The sequence below is a fragment of the Ligilactobacillus ruminis ATCC 27782 genome, from assembly GCF_000224985.1.
GTDB lineage: Bacteria > Bacillota > Bacilli > Lactobacillales > Lactobacillaceae > Ligilactobacillus > Ligilactobacillus ruminis.
Genome location: NC_015975.1, coordinates 498,956 through 523,037, shown reverse-complemented (window position 1 = coordinate 523,037; position 24,082 = coordinate 498,956). Strand labels below are relative to the sequence as shown.

Genomic DNA, 24,082 nt, shown 5'->3' with positions numbered 1-24,082 from the left:
CGTTTTCTTCTAATGATTGAGACTCTCGCTTTCATTAATTACTTCAAGATCAACTGACAAGCCTCTGAATTTTTCAACGATCCGGTCATATCCGCGCAAAATATTGTCCGCTTTGTTGATGACGGTCGTTCCCTTAGCCATCAGTGCCAAGCCGACGAGAGACACGCCGGCACGAATTTCGCCCGCTTCAACCACTGTCCCGGAAAGATCGATCGAATGCCCGACCGTAATAATTCCGTCTTTGCTGGAAATCTTTGCGCCCATCCGCTGCATCTCAGGAATATGCTTGGTTCTTTCAGGATAAAGCGTGTCAATAATCGTCGAACTTCCTCTTGCCTTCATCAAAAGCGGCGTGATCGGCTGCTGCAGATCCGTGGCAAATCCAGGGAAGGGAGCCGTTTTGATATTTACCGGACTCAAAACGTCTCCGCCCGGAACATAAATCTCATCCTCATCGATTTCCATTCGAACGCCCATTTCCTCCAATTTGGACAAAAACGGATCCAGGTGTTCCGTGATGACATTTTTGACCAGCACGCCGTTGCCGTTGGCTGCGGCAAACGACAAATACGTCCCCGCTTCGATTCGATCGGGAATAATCGTGTGGACGTTCTTTGATCTGAGCGAATCAACGCCCTGAACGCGAATCTCATTTGTACCGGCTCCGCGAATATGGGCACCCATATTATTCAAAAAAGTTGCCAAATCAACGATTTCCGGCTCACGAGCAACGTTTTCCATAATCGTCAGTCCCTTGGCTTTGACGGCGGCCAACAAAACGTTGATCGTCGCACCGACAGAAACGAGGTCAAAAAAGATTCTTGCTCCGTGCAATCCTTCTGGACCCGTCGTAATGTGAACGGTATTTTCTTTTTCTTCAACATGCGCCCCCAACGCTTTGAAACCTTTGATATGCTGATCAATCGGACGCGGACCGATATTGTCGCCGCCTGGAAATCCAACGATTGCTTCGCCGAACTTTCCAAGCAAAGCCCCCATAAAATAATATGACGCGCGCAAACTTCGAATTGCGCCGCCTGGAAGCGGAACACTCTTGATTTTTGTCGGATCAACCAAAAGTTCCCCTCGTCTGTAAGTCGAATCGACATTCATCGCCTTTAAAATCAGCATCAGATTATGAACGTCCAAAATATCCGGAACCGAATCAAATTTAACAGGCGTATCTGCCAAAATGGCCGCAGGAATCAATGCAACAGTACTGTTTTTGGCGCCCCCGATTGTAACTTCGCCAGACAGCTTCTGTTGTCCCTTAACAATCATTTTTTCCATTTCAAATATATCCTCACTCAAAACTTTTTCGAATCATCATCAATTAATATGCAAAATTAATCGTTATCAACTTCATTTTGCATGCGCTGAAAAAAGAATGCGCCATATTGCATTTTACAAGATATGTGCTATTGTTTCAATATCATTACAAATATTATCTCATTTTTTTAACAAAAATGCGCTATGTTCTGAGCTATTTTGTTGACTTTCCAAATAATGACCGTTACCCTTGCATTAGGTGATCAGAGCAGATGACTTTCTTCTTTACATAAATACATAAATATCAGAAAGGAATTCAATATGTATCTTGCAATTAAAGAAATAAAACACGAAAAATTACGTTACGGAATGATTATCGCCATGATTGCCCTCATCAGCTGGCTCATCTTTATCTTGACCGGCCTTGCGCAAGGATTGGGAAACCAAAACACCGCAGCAATCGACAGCTGGAATTTCAAATCAATCGCATTGAACAAGGACGCAGACGTAAACCTGCGTCAATCTTTGATCACATCTGAACAAATCAGCGCCCTGCATTTAACCAAAAAAGAAACGCTGCTTGGACAGGCATCCGTCGTAGCCAAGCACAAAAAGATGAAAAATACGAGTGCCAACTTCATCGGCCTTGAGAAAAACGGGTTTATTGCAAAAGACATCAAAAATTTTCCGACAAAATCAGGCGATGTCTTGCTTGATGACTCATTCAAACGTTCCGGATTGAAGAAAGGCTCAAAAATCAAATTGAATTCAGAAGGCAAAACGTTCACCGTCATCGGATTCGTCGATGATGCCAAAATCAACATTTCGCCCGTAATCTATGGTACCCTGTCAGATTGGCAATCATTGAGAAACGTCCCCGAAAACTTCAAGGCAAGTGCCGTCGCGTCGCAGAAAAAAGGTTTTGAAGCAAACGATCTTTCAACGTATTCCAAACAAAAACTGATTGACAATCTTCCCGGCTATGAGGCGCAAAATGCCACTTTTGGCTTGATGATCGGTTTTTTGCTAGTGATTTCGCTCATCATCATGGGCGTTTTCCAATATATCATCACCATCCAAAAGCTAGCTAATTTTGCCGTTTTAAGAGCACAGGGCATCCCCTCGTCATTCCTTGTCAAAAATACGATTTCGCAGGCATTTCTTTTGGGCGTAATCGGGCTTGTCCTCGGGACTTTGCTGACTTTCATCTGTTCGCTCGCAATTCCGAGTTCGGTTCCTTTGAAATTTGAGCCGTTGGCAATGCTTCTGGTCGGATTTTTGCTGCTTATCGCGGCAATTCTCGGATCGCTGGTTCCAATCAGAACGATTCTCAAAGTAGATCCTGCAAACGCAATCGGAGGTTAAGACAATGGAAGCAATCGAACTAAAAAACATCAACAAGTACTACGGAAAAGGCACAAGCAAGGTCCACGTCTTAAAAGACGTCAGTTTTAAGGCTGAAAAAGGCGAGTTTGTTTTGATCTTGGGCCCGTCAGGTTCCGGAAAAAGCACGTTTCTGACGATTGCCGGCATCTTGCAAAAACCGACTTCCGGCGACGTTTTGATCAACGGGACGAATACTCGTAACATGCCGATGAATTCCAAAGAAAAACTTCGCTTGAACAAAATCGGTTTCGTGCTCCAGTCGCATAACCTCGTACCCTATCTGACCGTTTCAGAACAATTCGAGCTCGTAGACAAAGTTAAAAACACTGAAAATCTCAGTCAAAAAGAACTTGAAAAATTGCTTGAATCGCTTGAAATTTCTAATCTGATATCTAAATATCCAAACGAGCTTTCAGGAGGTCAAATGCAGCGTGCTGCCATTGCACGTGCCCTTTATGCAAATCCGGAAATCATCCTCGCAGACGAACCGACGGCCGCACTTGATACGCCGCGAGTCAAAGAAGTCGGCAATCTTTTAAGCAACCTTGCCCATCGTCAAAACAAGGCCGTCATCACTGTAACTCATGATTTGCGATTATTGGATCAGGCCGACAGAGTCTACGATCTTAACGATGGAAAGTTAAATGAAAGATAAATTCTAAAAGCCCCAAAAATCGATAAATTCGATGTTGGGGCTTTTTGGTTATTTTTGCCACGACGAGAAATTGTCCTGCATACGCAAAAACTCGGATAAGATTTGCAATTAACTGCAAGTCATCCGAGTTTTTCAATTTGAGTCATCGTTTCTTCCCAGCCTCTTCCGGCCAGACATAATTAAAATTTATTTTTCCGCTGCAGACTTTACAAATTCAGCAAACAATCCTTCCGGACGTTGCGGACGTGAAAGAAATTCCGGATGGTATTGCGCAGCTACGAAGAATTTATGGTCAGTAATTTCAACAACTTCAACCAAACGATTGTCAGGAGACGTGCCGGCAAAAGTCAAGCCTTTGTTTGACAAGATTTCACGATAATCATTGTTGAATTCGTAACGATGACGGTGACGTTCTTGAATCACGTCTTGATTGTCATACGCTGCTGCTGTTCTTGTTCCTTGCTTGAGCTTGCATGGATAAAGGCCAAGGCGTTGCGTTCCGCCCATATCTTCGATGTCAGCTTGATCAGCCATCAAATCGATAATATTGTTCTTGCAGTTTGCATCAACTTCAGCACTGTTGCAATCTTCAAGTCCGCAAACGTCGCGGGCAAATTCGATGCAGGCCATTTGCATGCCAAGGCAGATGCCAAGGAACGGAACGTTGTTTTCACGCGCATAACGAATGGCCTGAATCATGCCTTCGAGGCCACGATTGCCAAAGCCCCCGGGAACGATTATGCCGTCATAACCTTTCAACTCGTCAGCAACGTTTTCTGCAGTCAATTCTTCAGAGTTAAAGTAGTCGATTTTGACATTTGCATTAATCTTATAGCCAGCATGCTTCAAAGCTTCGTTAACCGAAATATAAGCGTCAGGAAGCTGAACGTACTTGCCGACAAGCGCAATTTTGACTTCTCCTTCAAGGTTGCGAACGCGTTTGCAAAGCGATTTCCAATCGGTCATGTCTGCTTGCGGCGTGTCAAGATGAAGCATCTTGCAGACGATTTCGTCCATGTGTTGTGCTTGCAAATTCAGAGGAATTTGATAAAGCGTGTCAACATCCATTGATTCAATGACCGCTTCTGGTTCAACGTCCGCAGAAATTGGCAATTTTGTTACGCATGCTTTCCGAAATCGGCTTTTCCGTTCTGACAACCAAAATATTCGGTTGGATTCCAAGGCCGCGAAGTTCTTTAACGCTGTGCTGCGTTGGTTTCGTCTTCATTTCGCCGGCTGCATGAAGGTAAGGAACGAGCGTCGTGTGAATATAGACGACGTTTTCGCTGCCGACTTCGGAACGCATTTGACGCAATGCTTCCAAAAACGGCAATGATTCGATATCACCAACGGTTCCGCCGACTTCTGTGATAACGACGTCAGCATCCGTCACCGTTCCTGCACGCATGATTTTTTCCTTGATCATGTTCGTGATGTGAGGGATAACCTGCACCGTTGCACCGAGATAATCGCCGCGACGTTCTTTTTTCAAAACTTCTGAATAAATTTTTCCGGTTGTAACGTTCGAGTACTTGTTCAGGTTGATGTCAATGAAGCGTTCATAGTGACCTAAATCAAGATCCGTTTCAGTACCATCATCCGTAACGAATACCTCACCGTGCTGATACGGACTCATCGTCCCTGGATCAACATTGATATATGGATCAAATTTTTGAATCGTAATTTTTAAACCGCGATTCTTAAGTAAACGTCCCAGTGACGCAGCCACGATTCCCTTGCCAAGCGAAGAAACCACACCGCCAGTAACAAAAATATACTTGGTCATTATAAAAAGCTCCTTTGAATTTTTTCGGGTATTTTCCAACAAAAATAACAAGCTCCCTATTCCTCTTTTATGAATAGGGAGCTTGTCTTGCCGTACTCTTGGCCTCAATATATGTGAGGCGCCCATAAAGCATTCTACATAATTAATCGACGAGCGTCAAGCAAAAATTATAATTCGTCGTCACCATCGGAATCTTCGTCATCATCCAACTCGTTCAGCTGACCTTCGATGCCGTCCGGAAGATCGTCTTCAGTATCGTCTGCATCATCGATATCGTCAAGATCTCGACTGTATTCCTTCAATTCACGATTTTCGTCTTCATCATCTTCATCGTCATAATCATCGTCAAGGTCGTTGTCTTCAGGATCGTCATCATTGTAATCGATCACGTCATCATCGTCAGCATCATCGTCCAAGAAAGCGTTGACCTTCTTGCTCTTTTTGCGCGGACGATCTTCATCGTCTTCATCATCGGTGTGAACAAGCGCTTCGTCAATCGATTCGTATGGATACCATGAACGAAGTCCCCACGTATTTTCGCCTAATGAGATGAAGCTGCCGTCAAAATTGAGATCCATATAAAATTGAGGCAAACGATCACGAATTTCCTGATCGCTTTTACCCAAAAACGTTTGAATCTCATTGACCAAATCAGCAAATACCATTTCTTTGCCATGTTCATTAAGAATTGCGTGAGCAACCTCAATCATGGACAATTCGTTTCTGTCGGCATCTTTGAACTTTTCTAGTTCCACTGGTACACGTCCTTTCCACTGTCTACAGTTTACTCTTCATCATACTATATTAGGCCGCAAATTGCAATCTGATTTTGTATTCTCCCAAGATTTCATCGCCCGTAAAAAGTCTGTAATCAATTGTCAAAGATCCACTTTGAACTTTTCGATCATAGTCAAACTTGAAACAATCCGTTTCACACCTCAGCTCAACCGCTCCGTAAGGCGTCAAATAGCTGGTTTCAAATTTTACATTTTCATTAAAATGCAGTTTCAATCTCATCTGACCGCTCTTTCGCGACAAATAGACGTCGTCTTCGCAAACTTTAAAAGTCACTCTGGCTTCGCTGCTCTCATCATAACGCAAATAAAGCGTTTGATTCTTAATCGAAAGTCTTCCGTCAAATTTTTGCGAATAGTCGTTTTTTTCTCCTGATTGAATCTGCCTTGTTCTTACGTCAACTTTGACCGGTATTCCGTTTTCCAATGAAAAAACCTTTCCTTTCTTGCCATGCATTCTTTGTGTATAATGAAACTAAAACATCGTAAAGAAGGTAATATCATCACAGATTATACACCAAAAATGCTCGAAAGAGAAAAGGTTCTGAGAGATCCTGTTCATGATCATATTTATATCCAGCATCAGGTTATTCTTGATTTGATCAACACCAAAGAATTTCAGCGTCTCAGGCGCATCAAGCAGCTCGGAACCACCAGTTCGACTTTTCACGGTGCAGAACATTCAAGGTTTTCTCATTCTGTTGGCGTTTACGAAATAACGCGCCGCATCTGTGACCTTTTCGAACGCAACTACCCTTCAAAAGAGCCTTCAGACGGTCTTTGGGATGATTCCGAACGATTGGTGGCTTTATGCGCAGCCCTGCTCCACGATGTCGGCCATGGCGCTTATTCGCACACTTTTGAGCATATTTTTTCAACAAATCATGAAGAAATGACCCAAAAAATCATTACCGATCAATCAACTGAAATAAATGCCGTCCTGCGCGAAGTTTCCCCTGCATTTCCCGAAAAAGTCGCAAGCGTCATCAATAAAACCTATTCTAATCCTCAAGTCGTTCAGATGATTTCAAGCAAATTGGATGCCGACCGCATGGACTACCTTTTGCGTGATTCGTATTTTACCGGAACGCACTACGGAACGTTTGACTTGACGCGAATCCTGCGTGTCATGCGCCCTTATGAAGGCGGGATCGTTTTCGATAAAACGGGGATGCACGCGGTTGAAGATTACATCATCAGTCGTTTTCAGATGTATCAGCAAATCTACTTTCATCCAGTTTCGCGTTCAATGGAAGTTATTTTGAGCCACCTTTTAAAACGTGCCAAAGACTTGTATCTTAAAAACGAGCTTGAAGACGGGTTTGCCAAAAATTATCTTGAACCGTTTTTTAACGAAGAATTTACGCTTGGCGATTATCTCAGACTGGATGACGGCGTGCTCAATACGTGCTTTGAATCCTGGCGCTATTCAAAAGACAGGATTTTAAGAGATTTTGCCATCCGTTTTTTGGATCGTCATCCGTTAAAATCAATGCTCTACGATTCAAAAACCGCCTCAATCAGCTTGGATAATCTAAAAGAACTGGTTTCAAATTGCGGTTACAATGCTGATTACTACACCGGCACGAACAACAGCTTCGACCTTCCGTACAAATATGACAAGGCCAACATCAAGTTGTTGGAAAAAAACGGAGATCTGGTTGAACTTTCAAATGTTTCCGCGTTGGTCGGAGCCTTAACAAACAAATCATTGGGAGATGAACGTTTCTTTTTCCCTAAGGAAATGCTTGAAGAAGAATCTCAATCAGAAATTTTCAAATGCTACTATGACGAATTTTTGAAACATATCAAAAATGATCGCATCATTTAAGGAAGGAACTTTAAATTGAAATTTGTTAAAGAAAACCTCTGGCTTCCATGGACGCCGATAATCATTGCAGTCGCTTTGATTGTTTCTTCAATCTCATGCTTGAACAAATATCGTTTGCCGTGCTCAAATTTTTTATTCATGCTTGGTCTTTTTTGCCTTTGCATCATGATGGTTGACATCTTGCTTCATGCGCATCTGATGGCAGGATGGTTTCAAAAGCAACGCAAAGGAGAAAGCGATGAAGACTTCAAAAAGCGCAAAATCGACATTCGCAAAGTCGCTTCGGAAAAAAAGAACGAACCCATCCACTTCAAAAAACTCTCGTTTAATTGCACTCTGATCGGAGTGATTCTGATTCTCATCGCAATTACGATGACGATCTGACAAAAGTCACGTATACGCAAAAACCAGGATGATATTTGCAATCAATCGCAAATCATCCTGGTTTTCAATTTGAGCCATGTTTTTTCACAACCTCTTACGGATAGACATAATTAAAAGTCAACATTAGATTATATTGGGTCAAATCACCGAATTTTTTGAAATTTTGAAATATAGTAAAAAAAATTACCAAGAAGGCTTAAATTTGCCGCCCAAATACCGATAACAAAGTATGTAAGGGTTATGATTTTACTTTACACATGGTCTTTACAGGCAATCTGCGCCTCTCATAAGCAGATTGCCTGCACTGACGCATTCCCCAAAATCAACAACTAACTAACTGACTTGCCGCCATTCAGTCGATGGCGGTTTTTTTTTCATAAAAAAGCTAAGACATCAATTGATGTCTTCATAATCCCCGCTGATTTCATTCAATTTCTTGGCCTTTTTAGTTACCGAATTGAACTGATACATTCCCTTTAAATTAGAAACTTGCGTGTTAGAATCGCTCGTATGGCGAATTTCAATCTGATAGTTGTCTTTTGAAGTTTCCTGCACGTAATACTGATCCCCGGCTTCTTGCGGAATTTTCGTCGCTGTTCTGAATGAATTTAAAACTTCATCATTCGTCATCGAAGATGCAAACGATGAAACTTCTGAATTATCAGCAGACGAAATGTCCCTTCCCGTTGCCTTCTCATACTGCGAACTCATCAGCTTGGAATTCCTGGCATTCGTATAACCTGACTCGGAGCCTGCGCTTTCAGCTTTGCTAACGGACTCATTTTGTGCCTGTGCAATCAAAGAATCATATTTGGAAGCTTTGTATTGCAAATTTTCAACCGCCTGATAGCTGTTTGAAAGCGAATTAAGGGCTTGCAGACTTCCGCCTGCTTCAGAATACTTGCCGGCTTTGTAATAAGCAGTCACGTCCTCATAATAACGATTTGCAAGTTGAATAATCTGATATTCGCGCTGTACTTTTTTAATCTGCTTGACAAGCGCATCCGGACTCGTAACGTTATCCAAATTTGCCAAGTTTTTTTCCGCTTCTTCAACATCGTTTCCGGTCAGTGCCTTTTTTGCTGCCAAAAGATACTTTAGATTGTTGCGCAATTTTTTTGCTTTGACAGACAGGCTTTTTTCATCAACTGCTTTCAGTTCGGAATACGCCTGCTTGTTATCCCCAGTTTCAAGATTGGAAATCGCCGTTTGATAAGCCGTATTCCCATCATTTCCGACTGTAGTCTTGTTTTGCTTTTCACCGCACCCGACAAGCAATAATGCCATTATCGCTGCTGACGCTACCTTAACTGCATTTTTAAAAAATTTCATCGATTTCATCCCTTCTAAAAATCGGTACCTTTGCGCTTTTGGTTAATTTTTCTTCCCATCAGATAGGTCGTAATCCAAATAACCAAAATTACCGCAACGGCTGAGTACAAAACCGCCATGCATTCGCCAACGAAAATCTTCGAATTTAAATAATAGCCAAAATTGGCATTCAGTTTGTAAAGCAAAATGAACAATGCCAAATCGCCGCCAAACATTCCAAAAAACAAGGTGTTGAACGTCATGCCCATAATCTGAAAACCAATCGTGCGTCCGCTTTTGAAAATTTCCGCAATCGTAATTCCTGGATTTTGTTCACTCAATTCCTCCAGACCGCTTGAAATTGCCACTGCCGCTTCAGCAATTGCGCCAAGCGTGCTCAAAACGGTCGTTGAAATCAAAATAGTTTCAAAATTGGCACCGACAAGCAGATTGAAAGCTTCGATTTCTTCTGATTGCTCATTTGAAAAACCTTTGATTTGGGCAAAATAATCCAAAGGAACGATCAAAAGCAGCATTATGACCATTACGATCAGCGTTGCAACGAATGCCGTATTCGTCGAAGTCTCGTTCTTGTTGCCCATGAAAATCGTGATTGCCAGAATGCAAACCCCCGCAAAAAAAGTTACGCCGATTGCAGAAATTCCGCCGGTAATCAGGATGACGGCCGCAAACAGAATCAAAAAATTGAAGACAACGCTCAAAAATGACGTAAAACCGCTTTTTCCGCCAACAAGGATCATCAAAATCATCAATATGAGCGTCAACAGACTAATCGTTGACATCTTGAGCACCCCCTAAAACTTTCGCGCTGAGAAAGCTTGCGCATGGAATGACCAGCGTTACTCCTATTCCGCTGACCAAAGTCTGCACGATTCCAAGCGCCATCGTCCATTCGAACGTATAAGCAATGCTGTTTCCCGTTTTAAAATACAGAATCGCCATCGTAAAAGTTTCTGCAAAAAAGATCATCAAAAGAACGTTGATCAAGGGTCCCATTATCGATCGTCCAACTGCCATCCCTGATTTGAAAAGCTGTCCTTCGCTGATCTTTTCATCAGTTCTCTTCATCTCAAATAAAGTTGAAACTATGTCGGTTGCAGCATCCATTACCGTTCCTAAAAGTCCGATGACGGTTGCTGCAAGAAAAAGCTGCTTCGGAGATTGCGTCGCATAATCCAGCGCCTCATAATGAACACCCTTGCCGTTCGTGACGCTCATCGCAATCAGTCCGATCAAAAGAGCAATCACCGTTCCGGAAACGACTGACGCGCAAGTCACGAACCATTGCTTGTTAACCCCGATTACAAGCCAAAGCGAAAGAATCGTAAAAATAAAAGCTGCCGCTGCAAACAACCAAAAAAAGTGCGTCAGATTAAGCATCACGTCAAGCTGAACGAAAATCAGGAAAACGACAAAATTAACCGCTACGCTCAGCAATGTTTTTAACCCATTGAGTTTCATCGTTGCATATAACAAAACGATGACAAGCCATAACAGCATTACCAGACAAACGTCGCGCTTATAGTGAGAAATCGAGGAATTCACCTTTCCATGGTGCTTTTTGATCGTCAAAAAGACCTGATTTCCGACTTTGTATTCTTGATCCAACCCGCCTGATCGCGAATAAGTATTTCTTAATTTGACAATCTTGTTTCGATACTTCCCGTTCAAGATTTTAAAGGTTACTTCCTGAACCGTTATCTTATCTTGATTATTGAACGTGTCCTTAGTTTTGCTGACTGATTTGACAGAAACGTTTTCGACTTTTCCTACCGGTTGTTTATAAAGAAAAGCATCATTACTTGCAAATATATATAAAATCAGCCCACTGAGAACGATTAAAAGAAGTTTTAACAAATTGTGCCTATCAAATAATGTTTTCATTATTAATCACCCCAAGCTTCACTTTTAAGATACCATTTTGATGTAAAGAATTAAAGAAAATATTGCAATGAAAATATTTGCTTGCTTTTGCGTTAACTTAATAATAAGATTAGGTTAACTAACAAAAGGGAGCCCATTATGGAAACAATCGAAAAAGTATTCAACTTACTGACCGAAACGCCTGAATACGTTTCGGGGCAACAAATAGCAAACAAACTCAACATCTCGCGTACGGCCGTCTGGAAAGCAGTCAGTTCTTTAAAGCAACGCGGATTCTTAATCGAGGGCAAAACGCGGATGGGCTATCGCTATCTTCCGTCAATGAAATTGAACGAAGATGAAATCAGACGATATCTTGATCCCGCGTTGGATCTGACTTTTGAAACATATGAGCAAATCGAATCAACCAACGATTTTTGTAAAAAACTGGCTCTCGATTCAAAAACATCAAAACCGCACATTGTTTTGTCAGAACATCAAACAGGCGGTCACGGCCGCTATGGACGAAGCTTCTTTTCTCCAAAAGGCAGCGGAATCTACTTGAGCATTCTGTTAAAAATCAACAACGATCCAATCGATCCAGGTCTGCTGACTATTTCCTCATCGCTGGCAGTCGTTAAGGCTTTGGAAAAACTATTTCGAATCAATTGCCAACTCAAATGGGTCAACGATATCATCGTCGATAATCGCAAAGTCGCCGGCATCTTGGTCGAAGGCGTGACTGATTTACAATCAGGGGCAATGGATCACGTGATTATCGGGCTCGGAATGAACTACATGACTGATCCGGAAATTTTCCCTGACGACATCAGGAATCGTGCCGGATCTCTCAGAAAATACGCTCATCGTTCAGACGTCAGCAGAAACAAGCTTATCGCAGTCTTTTTAAACGAATTCTTCAAAATATATCCAAATTATCGGACCGGGGCTTTCATGAACGAGTACCGCAAACGTTCAAACATCATCGGAAAACAGGTCTCCGTGCTCGTTTCCGACCGAGTTGTTTCAGAAGCAGTCAAAACAATCGATGACAAAGGACGGCTCGTTTTGACTGACGGTACCATCCTAGTGTCAGGAGAAGTTACAAAGATCAGAGAAAAAGGTTATGATTTGCATAATTGACAAATGCTAGGCTATAATTATACGTAACATCAAGAACAAAAGCTGTTAATTCATCAGTAGAAAAAGGCGGAATTATATAGAATTATATTTTATAATAAAATCATAGAAAGATAAAATAAATACAGGTGATTTTATTATGGCAATTTTAAAACCTAAGGAATGGCTGAACGATTGAACGTCACAGTCAAAACTTTGCAAATTCGGGATAAAAAAGGCACTTTAAAAGCCTATCGAACTCCCACTAATCGAAGATACTAAACGGAAGAACAGTACTTAAAATATATAGGTCAATCTGATAAAGATAATCGAAAAATTGCAGCTTATGCCAGAGTATCAACTAATGGTCAAAAAGGCGATCTGAAAAATCAAATTGACTTCATCAGGGAATACGTCAACACCAAAGGCATCATCTTGGATGAAGTCGTTACTGATATCGGCAGCGGGCTTAACTACAAGCTTCCGAAGTGGAACGAACTTCTTGATGAAATGATGAACGGCCAAATTGAAACTATTTACATTACTTATAAAGACAGATTCGTTCGCTTGGATTATGATTGGTTTGAAACGTTATGCAGAAAACACAATACTGAAATCGTAGTGCTTAATAACGTTGAAACAAGTCCCGACCAGGAAATGGTTGATGATATTGTAAGCATCGTTAACATATTTTCCTGTCGCTTGCCTGGTTTGCGAAAATATAAAAGCAAAATTGCAAACGGCAAGTCTTTGACAGATGGCGAAAACAACGACAAAGACTCAAAAGAACCATGAAAAAGGTTCTTGACGACTTATGCGATTACAGACGCTGCTGACTGGCTTTATGCAACTCCATGTACGATACCTCGTTAATTTTAGAGGATAAAAAGTTGCTTCCAAATGAACGTAAAGTCCACGACGAATTGCTTGCTGACATTCAACATGACATTGTTCAAAAGTTTATGACCGAGTTTGTCTCTGTCATTACCCTCACGTTAGGATATGAGAATACTGGTGTTGACGGCAGCAAATAAAATTAAGAAATGAAAAGCTATATTGTTTCTGATAATGTGGAAAAATATTTCATATTTCTATATTATTCTATATTTTATATAACAGAGAAGGTAATTAGTATGAAAACATCTGAAAAAGTTCTTCAGCTTCTTTTGAAAAAACAAGCTTTCCTGTCAGGACAAGAACTGGCAGATGAGCTCAATGTTTCAAGAACCGCGGTTTGGAAAGCAATTCAGTCGCTTCAAGAAGAAGGTTACCAAATCGAAAGCAAGCCGCGAATCGGGTATCGTTATATTGAAGGCTTGAAACTGAGCGAAGCATCAATCAGACGTTTTTTGAATCCTGAGCTTGATTTAAATTTTGAAATTTATGATACGATTGATTCCACGAACAATCGCTGCAGTCAAAAGGCCATGGACCCTGAAAAAAAACTCCGCTCGTTGTTATTTCTGACAGTCAAAAAGCCGGCCATGGACGTTACGGCCGCCCTTTTGCCTCACCTGTCGGCGGCGGAATCTACATAAGCATCTTGCTTGATAATGACGATCCCGATTTCAATCCCGGCCTTTTGACGACTGCAACCGCCATTGCCGTTACCAGAACGATTGAAAAATTAGTTCATGCCAGGTGCGAAATCAAATGGGTCAACGACGTCCTTGTCGACGGCAAAAAAATCGTCGGCATCTTGACCGAAGGAGTTGCAGATCTTGAAACGCAGCTCATCAAGCATGTCATCGTCGGAACGGGCATCAACTACCTGACCGATCCGTCAAAATTTCCGGAAGAAATCAGACAACGTGCAGGTTCTCTCAGAAGATACACGCTTGACTCCGGTGTCAGTCGAAATACCTTCATTGCAAACTATCTCAACGAATTCTTCTCGCTATACCAAAACTATAAAGCAGCTTCATTTATGGATGAATATCGCGCTCATTCAAATACCATCGGAAAAGACGTCACCATCAACCGCTCTGGTCAAACTTCTGAAGGCCACGTTGCTACCATCGATAATCAAGGACGACTTGTCTTGTCATCAGGCGAAACGCTTGCTTCAGGAGAAGTTACAAAAATCATAAGCACGGATTAATCGGCTTTTGATAAAGCAAAATGCTGAAACGGAATTCTGTTTTTTGTCCTAAATGCTAAAGAGTTCAGTATAATTTAAATTAAAGGATGCTGACAAAAAACTATGCCTTGAATTGAAAGAGACTTGAAAAAAACGGATCAGATTTGCAATCAATTGCAAATCTGATCCGTTTTTTCGTATGCAGGACGATCGTCTTCCATGATGGAAATAAGCCTGTTTTCATTTCCATGAATCAAAACATCCTACCCATAAACAAGGGACGACTTTTCCGGTCAAGTCTTAAAAATCGCCATTCTGCCCGTAAGCCAGTCTTGACGCATTGATTGAGCATCTGTTGCTCGACACTGCATTTTATAAAAAAGGCCGGGACACCCCGACCTTTCAATCAAAAATTTCAGTAAGCAGAATTATACTTGACAGCATCCAACAGTTTCAAAAAACCATCAGAGCTAATGAAAATCATAAATGAACCGATTCCGAAAGAACATAATCCGATGATCCAAAACAAATTTTGGATCGTTGAAACATAATTCATAAACAACGAATCAAACTCGACGACTGAATTATCGCTTAAAACTGATTCATTGGACAAAGACACCAACAAAGCAATCAAAACCGTACACAGACTGGCAATGAACAACAATTTGCCGAACCAGCGCATAACCTTTTTGCAGTCATTGTCATTAAAAAAATAATATACGAACATCATCGCTACGATGACAAACATCGAAATCAAAGGCATGTACTTCATCTTTCTTTTAGCAGAAATAAACAGCTTCTGCGCATCAAAAATACCGGAATTTGCCAATTTTATTCTAAAATATCTGGCAGCATTCTCTTTATAATTTGCGTGAAAATTATACAATTGCCGCTGAGTAGCCTTGATGCGCCTGTTTTTGATTGCTTTTCTCAAATTGTCTTCAGACATCTTTGAAAAAAGCTCAACGTCGACCAGATTGCTGTTCCCTCTGCAAAAACCCTTTGTGGTCCCAACCAAAAGCTCGCTCATCTGGGTATTGGTCAAAGACATTTCCCGTGCCTGTTCACTTGAAAAGTCAACGCTTTGTGCACAATATATGAGAACTTCATCATAAATTCTCTTATATTTCTGAACATATTTCGATTGCTCATTTTGTTTTAACAAATACGACTCATTTAAAACAGTTCCTTCAAAAGAAATCGAAACAAAGCAAACAACCATGGCAAATATGACTACAAAACCGCACATGAAATCCCGTAGCAGCATCTTACCATTTATAAGCGTCACGCCTGCTCCCCCCTAAATCCTAAAAACATGTTAAGCTACGGACACCAGGCATTTCTTATTATCCATTAATCAATTCCCTACATATTGCTGACTCAAAGAAACACCTCATTAAAGAATAAAGAAACTTTAAATCATAATTAAGTTCCATTTTATATTTTTAACATGAAATTTCTGTGAACAGTATATGTCTAAAATGATTTTATTTGTTTTCTCTACTTCTCATATAATTTTGCCACTTGCTGCCGAACGATTTCATGAGCCAAAAATTCGTCATACGTTGTCTCGGCACGATCAATCGATCCATTGTCAGAAATTTCAACCAAGTGATCGGCAATCGTTGAAATAAACTCGTGGTCGTGCGACGTAAAAATAACTGAACCATTAAACGATACCAAAGCATCATTTAACGAAGTAATCGATTCAAGATCCAGGTGATTCGTCGGATCATCCAAAAGCAAAGTATTTCCTTGTTCAAGCATCATCTTGGACAGCATGCAACGCACTTTTTCGCCCCCAGACAAAACTTTGATCTGTTTTTGAATATCATCTCCTGAAAAGAGCATCTTACCCAAAAATCCGCGTAAAAAAGTATTATCGTTTTGTTCTTTGGTGGCATATTGTCTGAGCCAATCCAAAATCGACAACTCTTCGTTATTGAAATTTGCATCCAGATCACGAGGAAGCGAACTCGTAATCACGGTCTGACCATACTTGACCGTCCCGGTATCTGGTTTGAGCGTTCCTGCCAAAATCTGCATCATGGTCGTCTGTGCCAAATCGCTTCTAGACAAAATTGCGGCTTTTTCTCCCGGTCGAATCGTAAAATTGATGTTATCCAAAATTTTTACGCCGTCAATCGTCTTTGAAACGTTCTCCACTCTCAATAAGTCATTGCCCAGATCGCGTTGAGATTCAAATTTGACAAACGGATATTTGCGAGAAGAAGGTTTGATATCATCCAAGGTTATTTTTTCCAGCTGCTTCTTGCGAGAAGTTGCTTGCTTGGACTTTGATGCGTTTGCTGAAAAGCGTGCGATGAAATCATTCAGCTCTTTGATTTTTTCTTCTTTTTTGGCATTGGCATCAGCACGCATTTGAGCTGCCAGGCGACTTGACTGAAGCCAGAAGTCATAGTTTCCGACATACATTTTGATTTTGCCGAAATCAACGTCGCACATCTGCGTGCAGACTTGGTTCAAGAAGTGACGGTCATGAGAAACAACAATCACGATCTTGTCATAATCGGCCAAAAAATCTTCAAGCCAGCTGATCGTTGCAACGTCAAGACCGTTTGTCGGTTCGTCAAGCAAAAGAATGTCCGGGTTTCCGAACAATGCCTGGGCCAGCAAAACCTTGACTTTAAGCGCTTCATCAAGTTCGCTCATTTTCTTTTCATGCAAGTCCTCAGAAATACCAAGCGATTGCAGCAAAGCCGATGCGTCGGCTTCCGCATTCCACCCGTCCATTTCGGCAAACTGTGCTTCAAGCTCGCCTGCTCTGACGCCGTCTTCTTCGGTAAAATCAGCTTTGGCATACAAAGCCTCCTTTTCCTGCATGATTTCGTAAAGCTTCGTATGTCCTTGAATAACGGTTGACATGACGGTAAAATCTTCAAAAGCAAAGTGATTTTGGTTAAGACTTGAAATTCTCTCATTCGTTCCAATCGAAATCGTTCCCGTCGTCGGCTCAAGCTGACCCGAAAGAAGTTTCAAAAATGTTGATTTGCCCGCACCGTTTGCTCCGATAATTCCATAGCAGTTTCCGGGCGTGAATTTCAAATTTACTTCATCGTACAATAGACGTCCGGAGAAGTTCAAACTAACATCTGTTACAGTAATCAATTTAGTTCCTCGCTTTTTTTTATTTCTTCCTAATTTACCATGACATCGCTTCTTTGTAAACTCGCTGCAGCAAAAAAGCCCCCGCATTCAGCAAGAGCTTCGTCATTATTCCAAATTACGGTGTTTAAGGTCCGGAAAGACGATTTTGTCAAAGACACCGACAAGTCCTCCCTGAAACAGCAGCGCAAAAACGGTTCCGATGTTGATTGCATAAATCTGATGCGTCAATGCATACGAAACGCTGATTGCAATGATCGGCGGCATGAAGACAACCAACTGAGCCAATGAAGAATTTCCTTTAAAAAATTTAAAACGCACGATCTGCATCAAGTCGTCCGCAGGATGCAGCATCCAATTGATTCTTTGATAGATCGAGATTGCAACTGAAATGAACACGACCCCCATGCAATCAAGCACTATGCGTAAAAAAATCGGCAAACTCGTAATGCCGACGTTGATCAAAAGCGGAGAAAATGCCCCAACCAATGTCGAAAAAGGAACCATAAAAATGAAGTTACCGATGATTCGTTTCACGTCAATCTTATTTAATAAAATCACGTTCGTAATAATGATCAAGACGCCAAAGATGAACAACATCATGCTGAGCGAAATAGGCGTCACGTCAGAGATGTTGACCGCTGCAGCCGTCCATAGCGCACTTCCCAAATTCAGTGATACGGTCAAGGCATTGCCCAAACAGTTGAACATCAAAGAAACAATAAAATAAATCAAAAGCCTGACATTCGACAGCTCTTTGTTTTGTGTGGCCTGCACAAAAAAACCTTCTTCCCATTTTGATACGCGGTCAATTATATCACAAAATTCAAGCCGCATTCTCAGAAAATTCTTCAGCATCGTGGTAAAATAAAATTGCAGGCAATAATATGAAAGGGTGATTTCTATGAGCGAAAACATATTTTTCAACCCTGGCGATTCAATCGCCAGCGATTTCGATTTTAATAAAGCATACGTTTCAGCACAAATTTATCGACATAAGGCAGAAAAGCCGGTTCTCATCGTCCAGGAAAAAGATGGTCACCCATATTTCATTTTCGATGAAGATGCCGCGATTGCTCAGGAAACGGCTGAAGCAAAGAAGTTTTCGATTATCAAAAAAATTTAGCCAGGAAAACGTCAGTCATCTTAATTCGTTGGTCTTGGCCATTTCTTCATAAGATCCAGTCCGTGAATCATCAATCCTAAACTAAAAAAGAGGCCGGGAAAAATTTCCCGTTTCTTACTTAAATTAAATGAAATACCGAACGAAGGCGGTCGATTTTCGATTGAATTTGTAAGGTATTTTTTGATTTTAGCATCTAAAAACTATCTTTTTCCAAAAAAACGGCACTGATCAACCAATTCAGCCAAAATCTCATCCAGATTTACAGACAACGCTCCACTTTTCCCAATGTGTCCGTAAACAGCAGTTATTTTTCCAAATGCAGTGCTGCGCATCGGGTTATGCTCGTAAAATTCAAGTCAAGTCCTAATTTGTGTGTAAAATATTTTTTCCCAGGCACCAGTTGTGCANGGGATGCGAATGCATCCCTGTTTGTCCTTTATCACTCTTGAAGGAGCTGTCAAGGGTGCGCCATCTGCGCACCTCAAAGAGGTTCCCTTGACAGCTTCGGAAAGAGTGATACACCTTACGCAGCTCTTAGTTTTTGTTGTTCCTCTGCCAATTCTTTTAGTTCAGCAACCGTCTTAGACTTGATCATTTTTGCGTAGGTTGCCGGACTGAATATGGCTTTCTTGGAGCTAACGACATCGTTTCTTTCCAACAGAACGGAACCCATCAGCCGCATCAGCGAGTTCTCGTTTGGGAAGATTCCGATGACGGAAGAACGTTGTTAAGCTCTTTGTTCAGTCGTTCTATATGGTTTGATGTTCTGAAATATCTCCGCAAATTCTTAGGAAGCGCCATGACGGTCATGGCACTTTCAAAGCCTTCATCGAGGCATGACATGGCAGATTCAGCAACATCTCTGTAATCAGCGATGATTTCATCACGTTTTTTACGTGCATCTTCTATAGTTTCGCAGTTCCACATTTCCTGAAGTTCGGCTCTGATGCCTGCCTGATATTTTTTTGGTGATTTTCCCGAAATGTTCCTGGCAAAATGAAACTGGCACCTTTGCCATGGAACCTCAGGAAATACCTTACTGACGGCATCCTGAATACCTTCATGAGCATCAGAAGTGATCATCAAAAGCCCTTGGAGACCACGTTTTTTCAGTTTTTGGAGAAAGGAATTCCAAGTTTCTTTGGATTCGTTGTCATATACTTCAAATCCGAGTATTTCACGGTGTCCTTCCTGATTTGTACCGTAAGCGATCATAAACGCTTTGGAAACAATTCTGTGTTTTTCCCTGACCTTGAAGTAGGTTGCATCCACTATTAGAAACGGGTAGTCTCCGGTCAAGGGTCTGTCCTTGAACTCATTGACCTTTTCAATCAGATCCTTGCATACTTCTGAAACTGAGGACTTAGAAAATGTCGTTCCGCACAAAGTTTCCATGATATTCGACACTTTACGCGTCGCTACTCCGCTGACGACCATCTCCGCCATACTGGCGATCAAGGCAGCTTCGCTTCGGGAATAGTTCTCGAAAACAAGAGTCTTAAAGGGAACATTGCGATGTCTCGGCACGGTTAAGGTGATTTTGCCTATCCGTGTCTTGAGCTCGCGTTCTCGAGTGCCGTTGCGGCTGTCCGTGCGTTCTTCTGACCGTTCGTAAGGCTCAGCCTTGAGTTGAGCAGTGGATTCCGCCATCAGAATACTATTGAGACTTTTACGCAGCAGTTAGCGAAATGCCTGATCGTGATCCTTTGAAAGAAGTTGTAGAATTTCCTCTTGATTTAAGGTAATATTTAATTGAGCCATTTGTTTGTCCTCCGTAAGCGGTCGTTAAATAAGCGTTCTTCATAAACCTCTGATGTCTTGGTATGCTTTAAACATCAAGTATATCGGAGGTTTAAATATGAAATTGGATGACGTCGTGGAAGTCAACCTTGTTGACCTAAGCCCTAAAGAAACATATCGACCGGTCAGGGAAATGGCTGCGAAAATTATTACGGAAGATGTTGAAATCCGAATCTACAACGGAGCTTCGAGAGAGATTCTCAAAAATTTGAACAACTATCTTTGGTATCGTGATCAAAATGTTTCCAAATATAAATAATATGAAAATCTATCTCATTTGCGGTAAGACCGATCTTCGCAAAGGGATAGACGGATTGGCTGCTCTTGTTACCGAGGCGTTCAGTTTGGACGCCTATGATAATGCGATTTTTCTGCTTTTGCGGTACACGTTCCGATCGTTTCAAGGCTCTTTACTGGGACAAAACAGGATTCGTGCTGTATTACAAGCGCATCGAAAACGGACGCTTTCAGTGGCCGAGAAATCAGAGCGAGGTCAAAAAGATAAACGCGCATCAATTTGCGCAGACTCTTGGCCGGATTTTCCGTAGAGGAAAAGAAAACCATTCTTCCTTGTGAAAAAGGGCTGCTTTGTTAAATATTGATACTCCTGCCTTACATTTTTATATGGATTTGGCAGGAGTTTTCATGTATAATTCAATTCATGCATACGGAACGGAGGTGACCGAGATGGACGAAAAAGATAAGCGTATCAAAGAGCTGGAACAACAAGTCGCTGAACTGAATGAACGAATTGCTTTTCTGACAAGCAAACTTTTTGGAAAAAAAACTGAAAAAACGCGCCGTCTTCAAGAAGATGACAGACAATTAGACCTGTTTGATCTGGAAGAAGAACAAAGCGAAAAGACTGAAGATTCCAAAGAGGCTTCGGTAAAATCGTATACCAAAAAGATTCGCAAAAAAAAACCGGAAGATTGATACTTCCAAAAATTCCGGTCGAAATTGTGAATCATGTGATGCCTGATGAAAAATGTTCCTGCCCTAAGTGTTGTGCCCGTCTCGTTCAGGTCGCGAATCCTAAGATTCGTGAAGAGGTGAAGTTCGTACCGGCAAAACTCAGGCTTATCGAACATCATCAGGCAGTATACAAGTGCCCTGAATGTTCTTCGGATGATCATTCGAAGATTTCAAAAGCTCCGATGCCCCGTTCGCTCATCAGTCACAGTAAGACAGGATCTCCTTCGATCATTGCGCATATTGCCGCGATGAAGTACGTATACAAAGTTCCTTGCTATCGCCAGGAGGCAATGTGGAAGCTTAGGGGATTGCCGTTGACTCGTCAACAAATGTCAAAATGGATGATCGACGTCTTCAACAATCAGCTTTCGCCGCTGTATGATCTTTTATTGAAAGAGCTGAAAAGGCAGCGATTTCTTCATGTGGATGAAACACCTTATAATACTTTGGCTTCAGAAAAAGCAAACACTTATTATTGGGTTGTCACAAGTGGAAAATTTGAAGAAAAAAATATTGCCGCATTTACTCACAGTGACGGAAGATCATCCGATACTGCCAAGAAATTGTTGAGCGATTTTAATGGTTATGTCCCAAACTGACGGCTATGCCGGATATAATTTTCTCGACAGGACCAGACACCTGGGGTGCCTGGCTCATGTTCGTCGCTATTTTGTCGATTCTTTGAAAAACAGCAGCTACAAAGCCTCAAAATCTTTTAGCGGAGAAATAGTCAAAGACATCGATGAAGTCTTTGAATTGGAAAGAAAACTCTCAACCAAATTCAATGATGACGAACGCTTGAACTATCGAAGAAGAAAACTCCTTCCTGTAGTCAAGCGGGTATTTTCCAAGATAGCTTCAGTTACCGCATCTGCCAAGTCAGCATTGGGAAGAGCCAAAAACTACGCCTTGGGCCAAGAAAAGCATATTCTGAACATCTTTGAAAAAGGATATTTTGAATTGTCCAACAACAGCGCAGAGCGCGCTGTCAAAGAGAGCGTGATGGGGAGAAAAAACTGGCTGTTTTCGTCAACTTTTGAAGGCGCAAGGGCTAATGCCGTTGCGCTGTCGCTGATATATACGGCCAAACTTAATCAGTTGGATCCTGAAAAATACTTGAGAAAAGTATTAAAAGGAGATTACCAACATTGAGGTATTTGATCCTGAAAGGTTCCGAAGGCTTCTCCCATGGAACATCGATCTTACCTCATAAATAAGAAAATAAAAACGATGCATACGCAATAACCTGAGATAATGATACTATCTCGGGCTATTTGTGTACACACCGCTGTTTTAACGACCGCTTACTGTCCTCCTAGTATTATTTTGTTAGGTGATTTAATTATACCTGGGAGACGAGCACTTGGCTCTCTTTTTTTATCAATTTACACCATTATACGGGCATAACCAAAATTCAGTCTCCGATTCCTTTGGGTTATTTTGTCATCATAGATCTTTGGTTCCCGTATACATAAAAAAACCAAAGATTTGCAATAATTGCAAGTCTCTGGCTTTAGTTTGAGGCATATTTTTTGTCAGCCTCTTCTCGATTTCAAAATTGATGTTGGTCTCTACGGAAACGATTCGTGAACAATGGGCTGACCGGCTTGTTTTCATGGATACGCTTGATAGCATCCCCGATAAGCGGACCAACGGATACTTGAACGAGCTTGTCGATTTGCTTTTCTTCCGGAAGCTGAATCGAATCAGTAACAACTAATTGCTTGATTGGTGATTTTTCGATTCTTTCAATCGCAGGACCGGAAAGAACAGGGTGCGTTGCGCAAGCATAAACTTCGATTGCTCCTGCATCCGTCAAAGCCTGAGCAGCCAGCGTGATTGTGCCGGCCGTATCAATCATATCATCAATCAAAACGCATCGCTTGCCATCAACGGAACCGATAATGTTCATGATTTCAGCAACGTTTGCACGAGGACGTCGCTTATCGATGATTGCGATTGGCGACTTCAAGAATTCAGCCAGCTTACGGGCGCGCGTCACACCGCCATGGTCAGGCGATACGACGACTGCATCCTTATCCAAACCATTCGTCAAGAAGTAATCGGCCAAAAGCGGAGCACCCATCAAGTGGTCAACCGGAATATCAAAGAATCCTTGAATCTGTGCCGCATGCAGATCAAGCATGATTGCGCGATCTGCACCGGCTTTTTCGATCATATCGGCAACAAGCTTGGCCGTAATCGGTTCACGGCTACGAGCCTTGCGGTCTTGGCGCGCATAACCATAGTAAGGAATAACAACGTTGATCGTTGCCGCACTGGCACGACGCAAAGCGTCAATCATGATCAAAAGTTCCATCAAGTTGTCATTTACCGGAGCCGATGTTGATTGGATAATGAAAATTTCGTCACCACGAATTGATTCTTCAATGTTGATACGAATTTCTCCATCGCTAAAACGGTCAACGGACGTCTTCCCCAACGGAACGCCAACTGATTCAGCAATTTTTTCAGCCAATGGTTTGTTTGAATTCAAAGCAAAAATTTTAAGCTTTGAACCTGTATATTGTTCAGACATAGTATCCTCCAAAATAA

General features: G+C 41.7%; 23 protein-coding genes and 4 pseudogenes. 14 read left to right on the top strand and 13 right to left on the bottom strand.

The annotated features are described in order from the left end of the window. Positions 1-9: 9 nt before the first annotated feature. Positions 10-1,290, bottom strand: coding sequence for a UDP-N-acetylglucosamine 1-carboxyvinyltransferase (locus LRC_RS02605; RefSeq protein WP_014073030.1), 1,281 nt, complete (start codon positions 1,288-1,290; stop codon positions 10-12). Between the two features lie 300 nt (positions 1,291-1,590). On the opposite strand from LRC_RS02605, the gene LRC_RS02600 reads away from it, so the two are divergent. Both LRC_RS02600 and LRC_RS02595 read left to right on the top strand, forming a co-directional pair. Next, on the top strand, positions 1,591-2,634 hold the full coding sequence (locus tag LRC_RS02600; protein WP_014073029.1) for an ABC transporter permease: 1,044 nt from the start codon (positions 1,591-1,593) through the stop codon (positions 2,632-2,634). A gap of 4 nt (positions 2,635-2,638) precedes the next feature. Further along, positions 2,639-3,310 carry an ABC transporter ATP-binding protein gene (locus tag LRC_RS02595; RefSeq protein ID WP_003693464.1) on the top strand — a complete coding sequence of 224 codons (672 nt, stop codon included), beginning with the start codon at positions 2,639-2,641 and terminating at the stop codon, positions 3,308-3,310. A gap of 186 nt (positions 3,311-3,496) precedes the next feature. Here LRC_RS02595 and LRC_RS02590 read toward each other — a convergent pair. The 3 genes and pseudogenes from LRC_RS02590 to LRC_RS02580 form a co-directional block, all read right to left on the bottom strand. After that, positions 3,497-5,096: pseudogene (locus tag LRC_RS02590) on the bottom strand (CTP synthase). A 167-nt stretch (positions 5,097-5,263) separates the two neighbouring features. Continuing rightward, positions 5,264-5,851, bottom strand: a complete 588-nt coding sequence (gene rpoE / locus LRC_RS02585; protein WP_014073028.1) for a DNA-directed RNA polymerase subunit delta — start codon at positions 5,849-5,851, stop codon at positions 5,264-5,266. A 49-nt stretch (positions 5,852-5,900) separates the two neighbouring features. Further along, positions 5,901-6,317, bottom strand: coding sequence for a YwiB family protein (locus LRC_RS02580; protein WP_014073027.1), 417 nt, complete (start codon positions 6,315-6,317; stop codon positions 5,901-5,903). A 96-nt stretch (positions 6,318-6,413) separates the two neighbouring features. On the opposite strand from LRC_RS02580, the gene LRC_RS02575 reads away from it, so the two are divergent. Together LRC_RS02575 and LRC_RS02570 are read left to right on the top strand one after the other, a co-directional pair. Next, positions 6,414-7,721: an HD domain-containing protein gene (locus tag LRC_RS02575; RefSeq protein ID WP_014073026.1), complete on the top strand. Its 1,308-nt coding sequence runs from the start codon at positions 6,414-6,416 to the stop codon at positions 7,719-7,721. 15 nt (positions 7,722-7,736) lie between these two features. Then, positions 7,737-8,105, top strand: coding sequence for a DUF3899 domain-containing protein (locus LRC_RS02570; protein ID WP_225354908.1), 369 nt, complete (start codon positions 7,737-7,739; stop codon positions 8,103-8,105). 393 nt (positions 8,106-8,498) lie between these two features. Here LRC_RS02570 and LRC_RS02565 read toward each other — a convergent pair whose 3' ends face one another. Genes LRC_RS02565 through LRC_RS02555 form a run of 3 tightly spaced genes read right to left on the bottom strand, consistent with a single transcriptional unit; the run spans position 8,499 to position 11,321 of the window. Then, positions 8,499-9,437: an outer membrane protein assembly factor BamD gene (locus tag LRC_RS02565; protein WP_225354909.1), complete on the bottom strand. Its 939-nt coding sequence runs from the start codon at positions 9,435-9,437 to the stop codon at positions 8,499-8,501. 14 nt (positions 9,438-9,451) lie between these two features. Continuing rightward, positions 9,452-10,219: a YibE/F family protein gene (locus LRC_RS02560; protein ID WP_014073023.1), complete on the bottom strand. Its 768-nt coding sequence runs from the start codon at positions 10,217-10,219 to the stop codon at positions 9,452-9,454. After that, a complete protein-coding gene (locus LRC_RS02555) occupies positions 10,206-11,321 on the bottom strand; it encodes a YibE/F family protein (protein WP_014073022.1) in 1,116 nt (371 codons plus the stop codon). Before LRC_RS02555 ends, LRC_RS02560 begins: the two co-directional genes overlap by 14 nt. Before the next feature lie 138 nt (positions 11,322-11,459). Between LRC_RS02555 and LRC_RS02550 the strand changes: the two genes are divergently transcribed. The 3 genes and pseudogenes from LRC_RS02550 to LRC_RS02530 all read left to right on the top strand — a co-directional run bounded on the left by LRC_RS02550 (position 11,460) and on the right by LRC_RS02530 (position 14,520). Beyond that, positions 11,460-12,443, top strand: a complete 984-nt coding sequence (locus tag LRC_RS02550; protein WP_014073021.1) for a biotin--[acetyl-CoA-carboxylase] ligase — start codon at positions 11,460-11,462, stop codon at positions 12,441-12,443. Between the two features lie 136 nt (positions 12,444-12,579). Next, positions 12,580-13,214: pseudogene (locus LRC_RS02540) on the top strand (IS607 family transposase). Positions 13,215-13,552: 338 nt separating this feature from the next. Further along, a pseudogene (locus LRC_RS02530) lies at positions 13,553-14,520 on the top strand (biotin--[acetyl-CoA-carboxylase] ligase). A gap of 394 nt (positions 14,521-14,914) precedes the next feature. Here the strand turns inward: LRC_RS02530 and LRC_RS02525 are convergent. The 3 genes from LRC_RS02525 to LRC_RS02515 form a co-directional block, all read right to left on the bottom strand. Next, entirely contained in the window at positions 14,915-15,787 is an 873-nt protein-coding gene (locus LRC_RS02525; RefSeq protein WP_014073020.1) for a hypothetical protein, read from the bottom strand. A 212-nt stretch (positions 15,788-15,999) separates the two neighbouring features. Then, complete coding sequence (locus LRC_RS02520; RefSeq protein WP_014073019.1) at positions 16,000-17,628, bottom strand: ABC-F family ATP-binding cassette domain-containing protein; 1,629 nt, start codon at positions 17,626-17,628, stop codon at positions 16,000-16,002. A 105-nt stretch (positions 17,629-17,733) separates the two neighbouring features. Next, positions 17,734-18,402: a DUF6198 family protein gene (locus LRC_RS02515; RefSeq protein ID WP_014073018.1), complete on the bottom strand. Its 669-nt coding sequence runs from the start codon at positions 18,400-18,402 to the stop codon at positions 17,734-17,736. A 127-nt stretch (positions 18,403-18,529) separates the two neighbouring features. Here LRC_RS02515 and LRC_RS02510 point away from each other — a divergent pair, with 127 nt between their 5' ends. Then, on the top strand, positions 18,530-18,751 hold the full coding sequence (locus LRC_RS02510; RefSeq protein ID WP_041819858.1) for a hypothetical protein: 222 nt from the start codon (positions 18,530-18,532) through the stop codon (positions 18,749-18,751). 523 nt (positions 18,752-19,274) lie between these two features. Here LRC_RS02510 and LRC_RS12345 read toward each other — a convergent pair. Both LRC_RS12345 and LRC_RS02505 read right to left on the bottom strand, forming a co-directional pair. Further along, positions 19,275-19,433: a hypothetical protein gene (locus LRC_RS12345; protein WP_241531291.1), complete on the bottom strand. Its 159-nt coding sequence runs from the start codon at positions 19,431-19,433 to the stop codon at positions 19,275-19,277. Next, entirely contained in the window at positions 19,433-20,401 is a 969-nt protein-coding gene (locus tag LRC_RS02505; RefSeq protein WP_014073016.1) for an IS256 family transposase, read from the bottom strand. Before LRC_RS02505 ends, LRC_RS12345 begins: the two co-directional genes overlap by 1 nt. Before the next feature lie 208 nt (positions 20,402-20,609). Here LRC_RS02505 and LRC_RS02500 point away from each other — a divergent pair, with 208 nt between their 5' ends. From LRC_RS02500 to LRC_RS11795, 6 genes and pseudogenes are all read left to right on the top strand, one after another. Beyond that, complete coding sequence (locus LRC_RS02500) at positions 20,610-20,810, top strand: hypothetical protein (protein ID WP_014073217.1); 201 nt, start codon at positions 20,610-20,612, stop codon at positions 20,808-20,810. After that, a pseudogene (locus tag LRC_RS12250) lies at positions 20,791-20,874 on the top strand (hypothetical protein); the annotation flags it as partial. The gene LRC_RS02500 and the pseudogene LRC_RS12250, both read left to right, overlap by 20 nt. A gap of 37 nt (positions 20,875-20,911) precedes the next feature. After that, positions 20,912-21,127 (top strand): IS66 family insertion sequence element accessory protein TnpB, encoded by a 216-nt coding sequence (gene tnpB, locus LRC_RS11515; protein ID WP_167317009.1) that lies wholly within the window; start codon positions 20,912-20,914, stop codon positions 21,125-21,127. 48 nt (positions 21,128-21,175) lie between these two features. Beyond that, positions 21,176-21,487: a transposase gene (locus tag LRC_RS11805; RefSeq protein ID WP_258414501.1), complete on the top strand. Its 312-nt coding sequence runs from the start codon at positions 21,176-21,178 to the stop codon at positions 21,485-21,487. Between the two features lie 26 nt (positions 21,488-21,513). Next, positions 21,514-22,125, top strand: coding sequence for an IS66 family transposase (locus tag LRC_RS11800; RefSeq protein ID WP_258414499.1), 612 nt, complete (start codon positions 21,514-21,516; stop codon positions 22,123-22,125). After that, positions 22,112-22,678: an IS66 family transposase gene (locus LRC_RS11795; protein ID WP_258414498.1), complete on the top strand. Its 567-nt coding sequence runs from the start codon at positions 22,112-22,114 to the stop codon at positions 22,676-22,678. The genes LRC_RS11800 and LRC_RS11795 overlap by 14 nt, the downstream gene beginning before the upstream one ends. Positions 22,679-23,078: 400 nt before the next feature. Here the strand turns inward: LRC_RS11795 and LRC_RS02475 are convergent, their stop codons facing one another. Continuing rightward, positions 23,079-24,065, bottom strand: coding sequence for a ribose-phosphate diphosphokinase (locus tag LRC_RS02475; protein ID WP_014073013.1), 987 nt, complete (start codon positions 24,063-24,065; stop codon positions 23,079-23,081). Between the last annotated feature and the right edge of the window lie 17 nt (positions 24,066-24,082).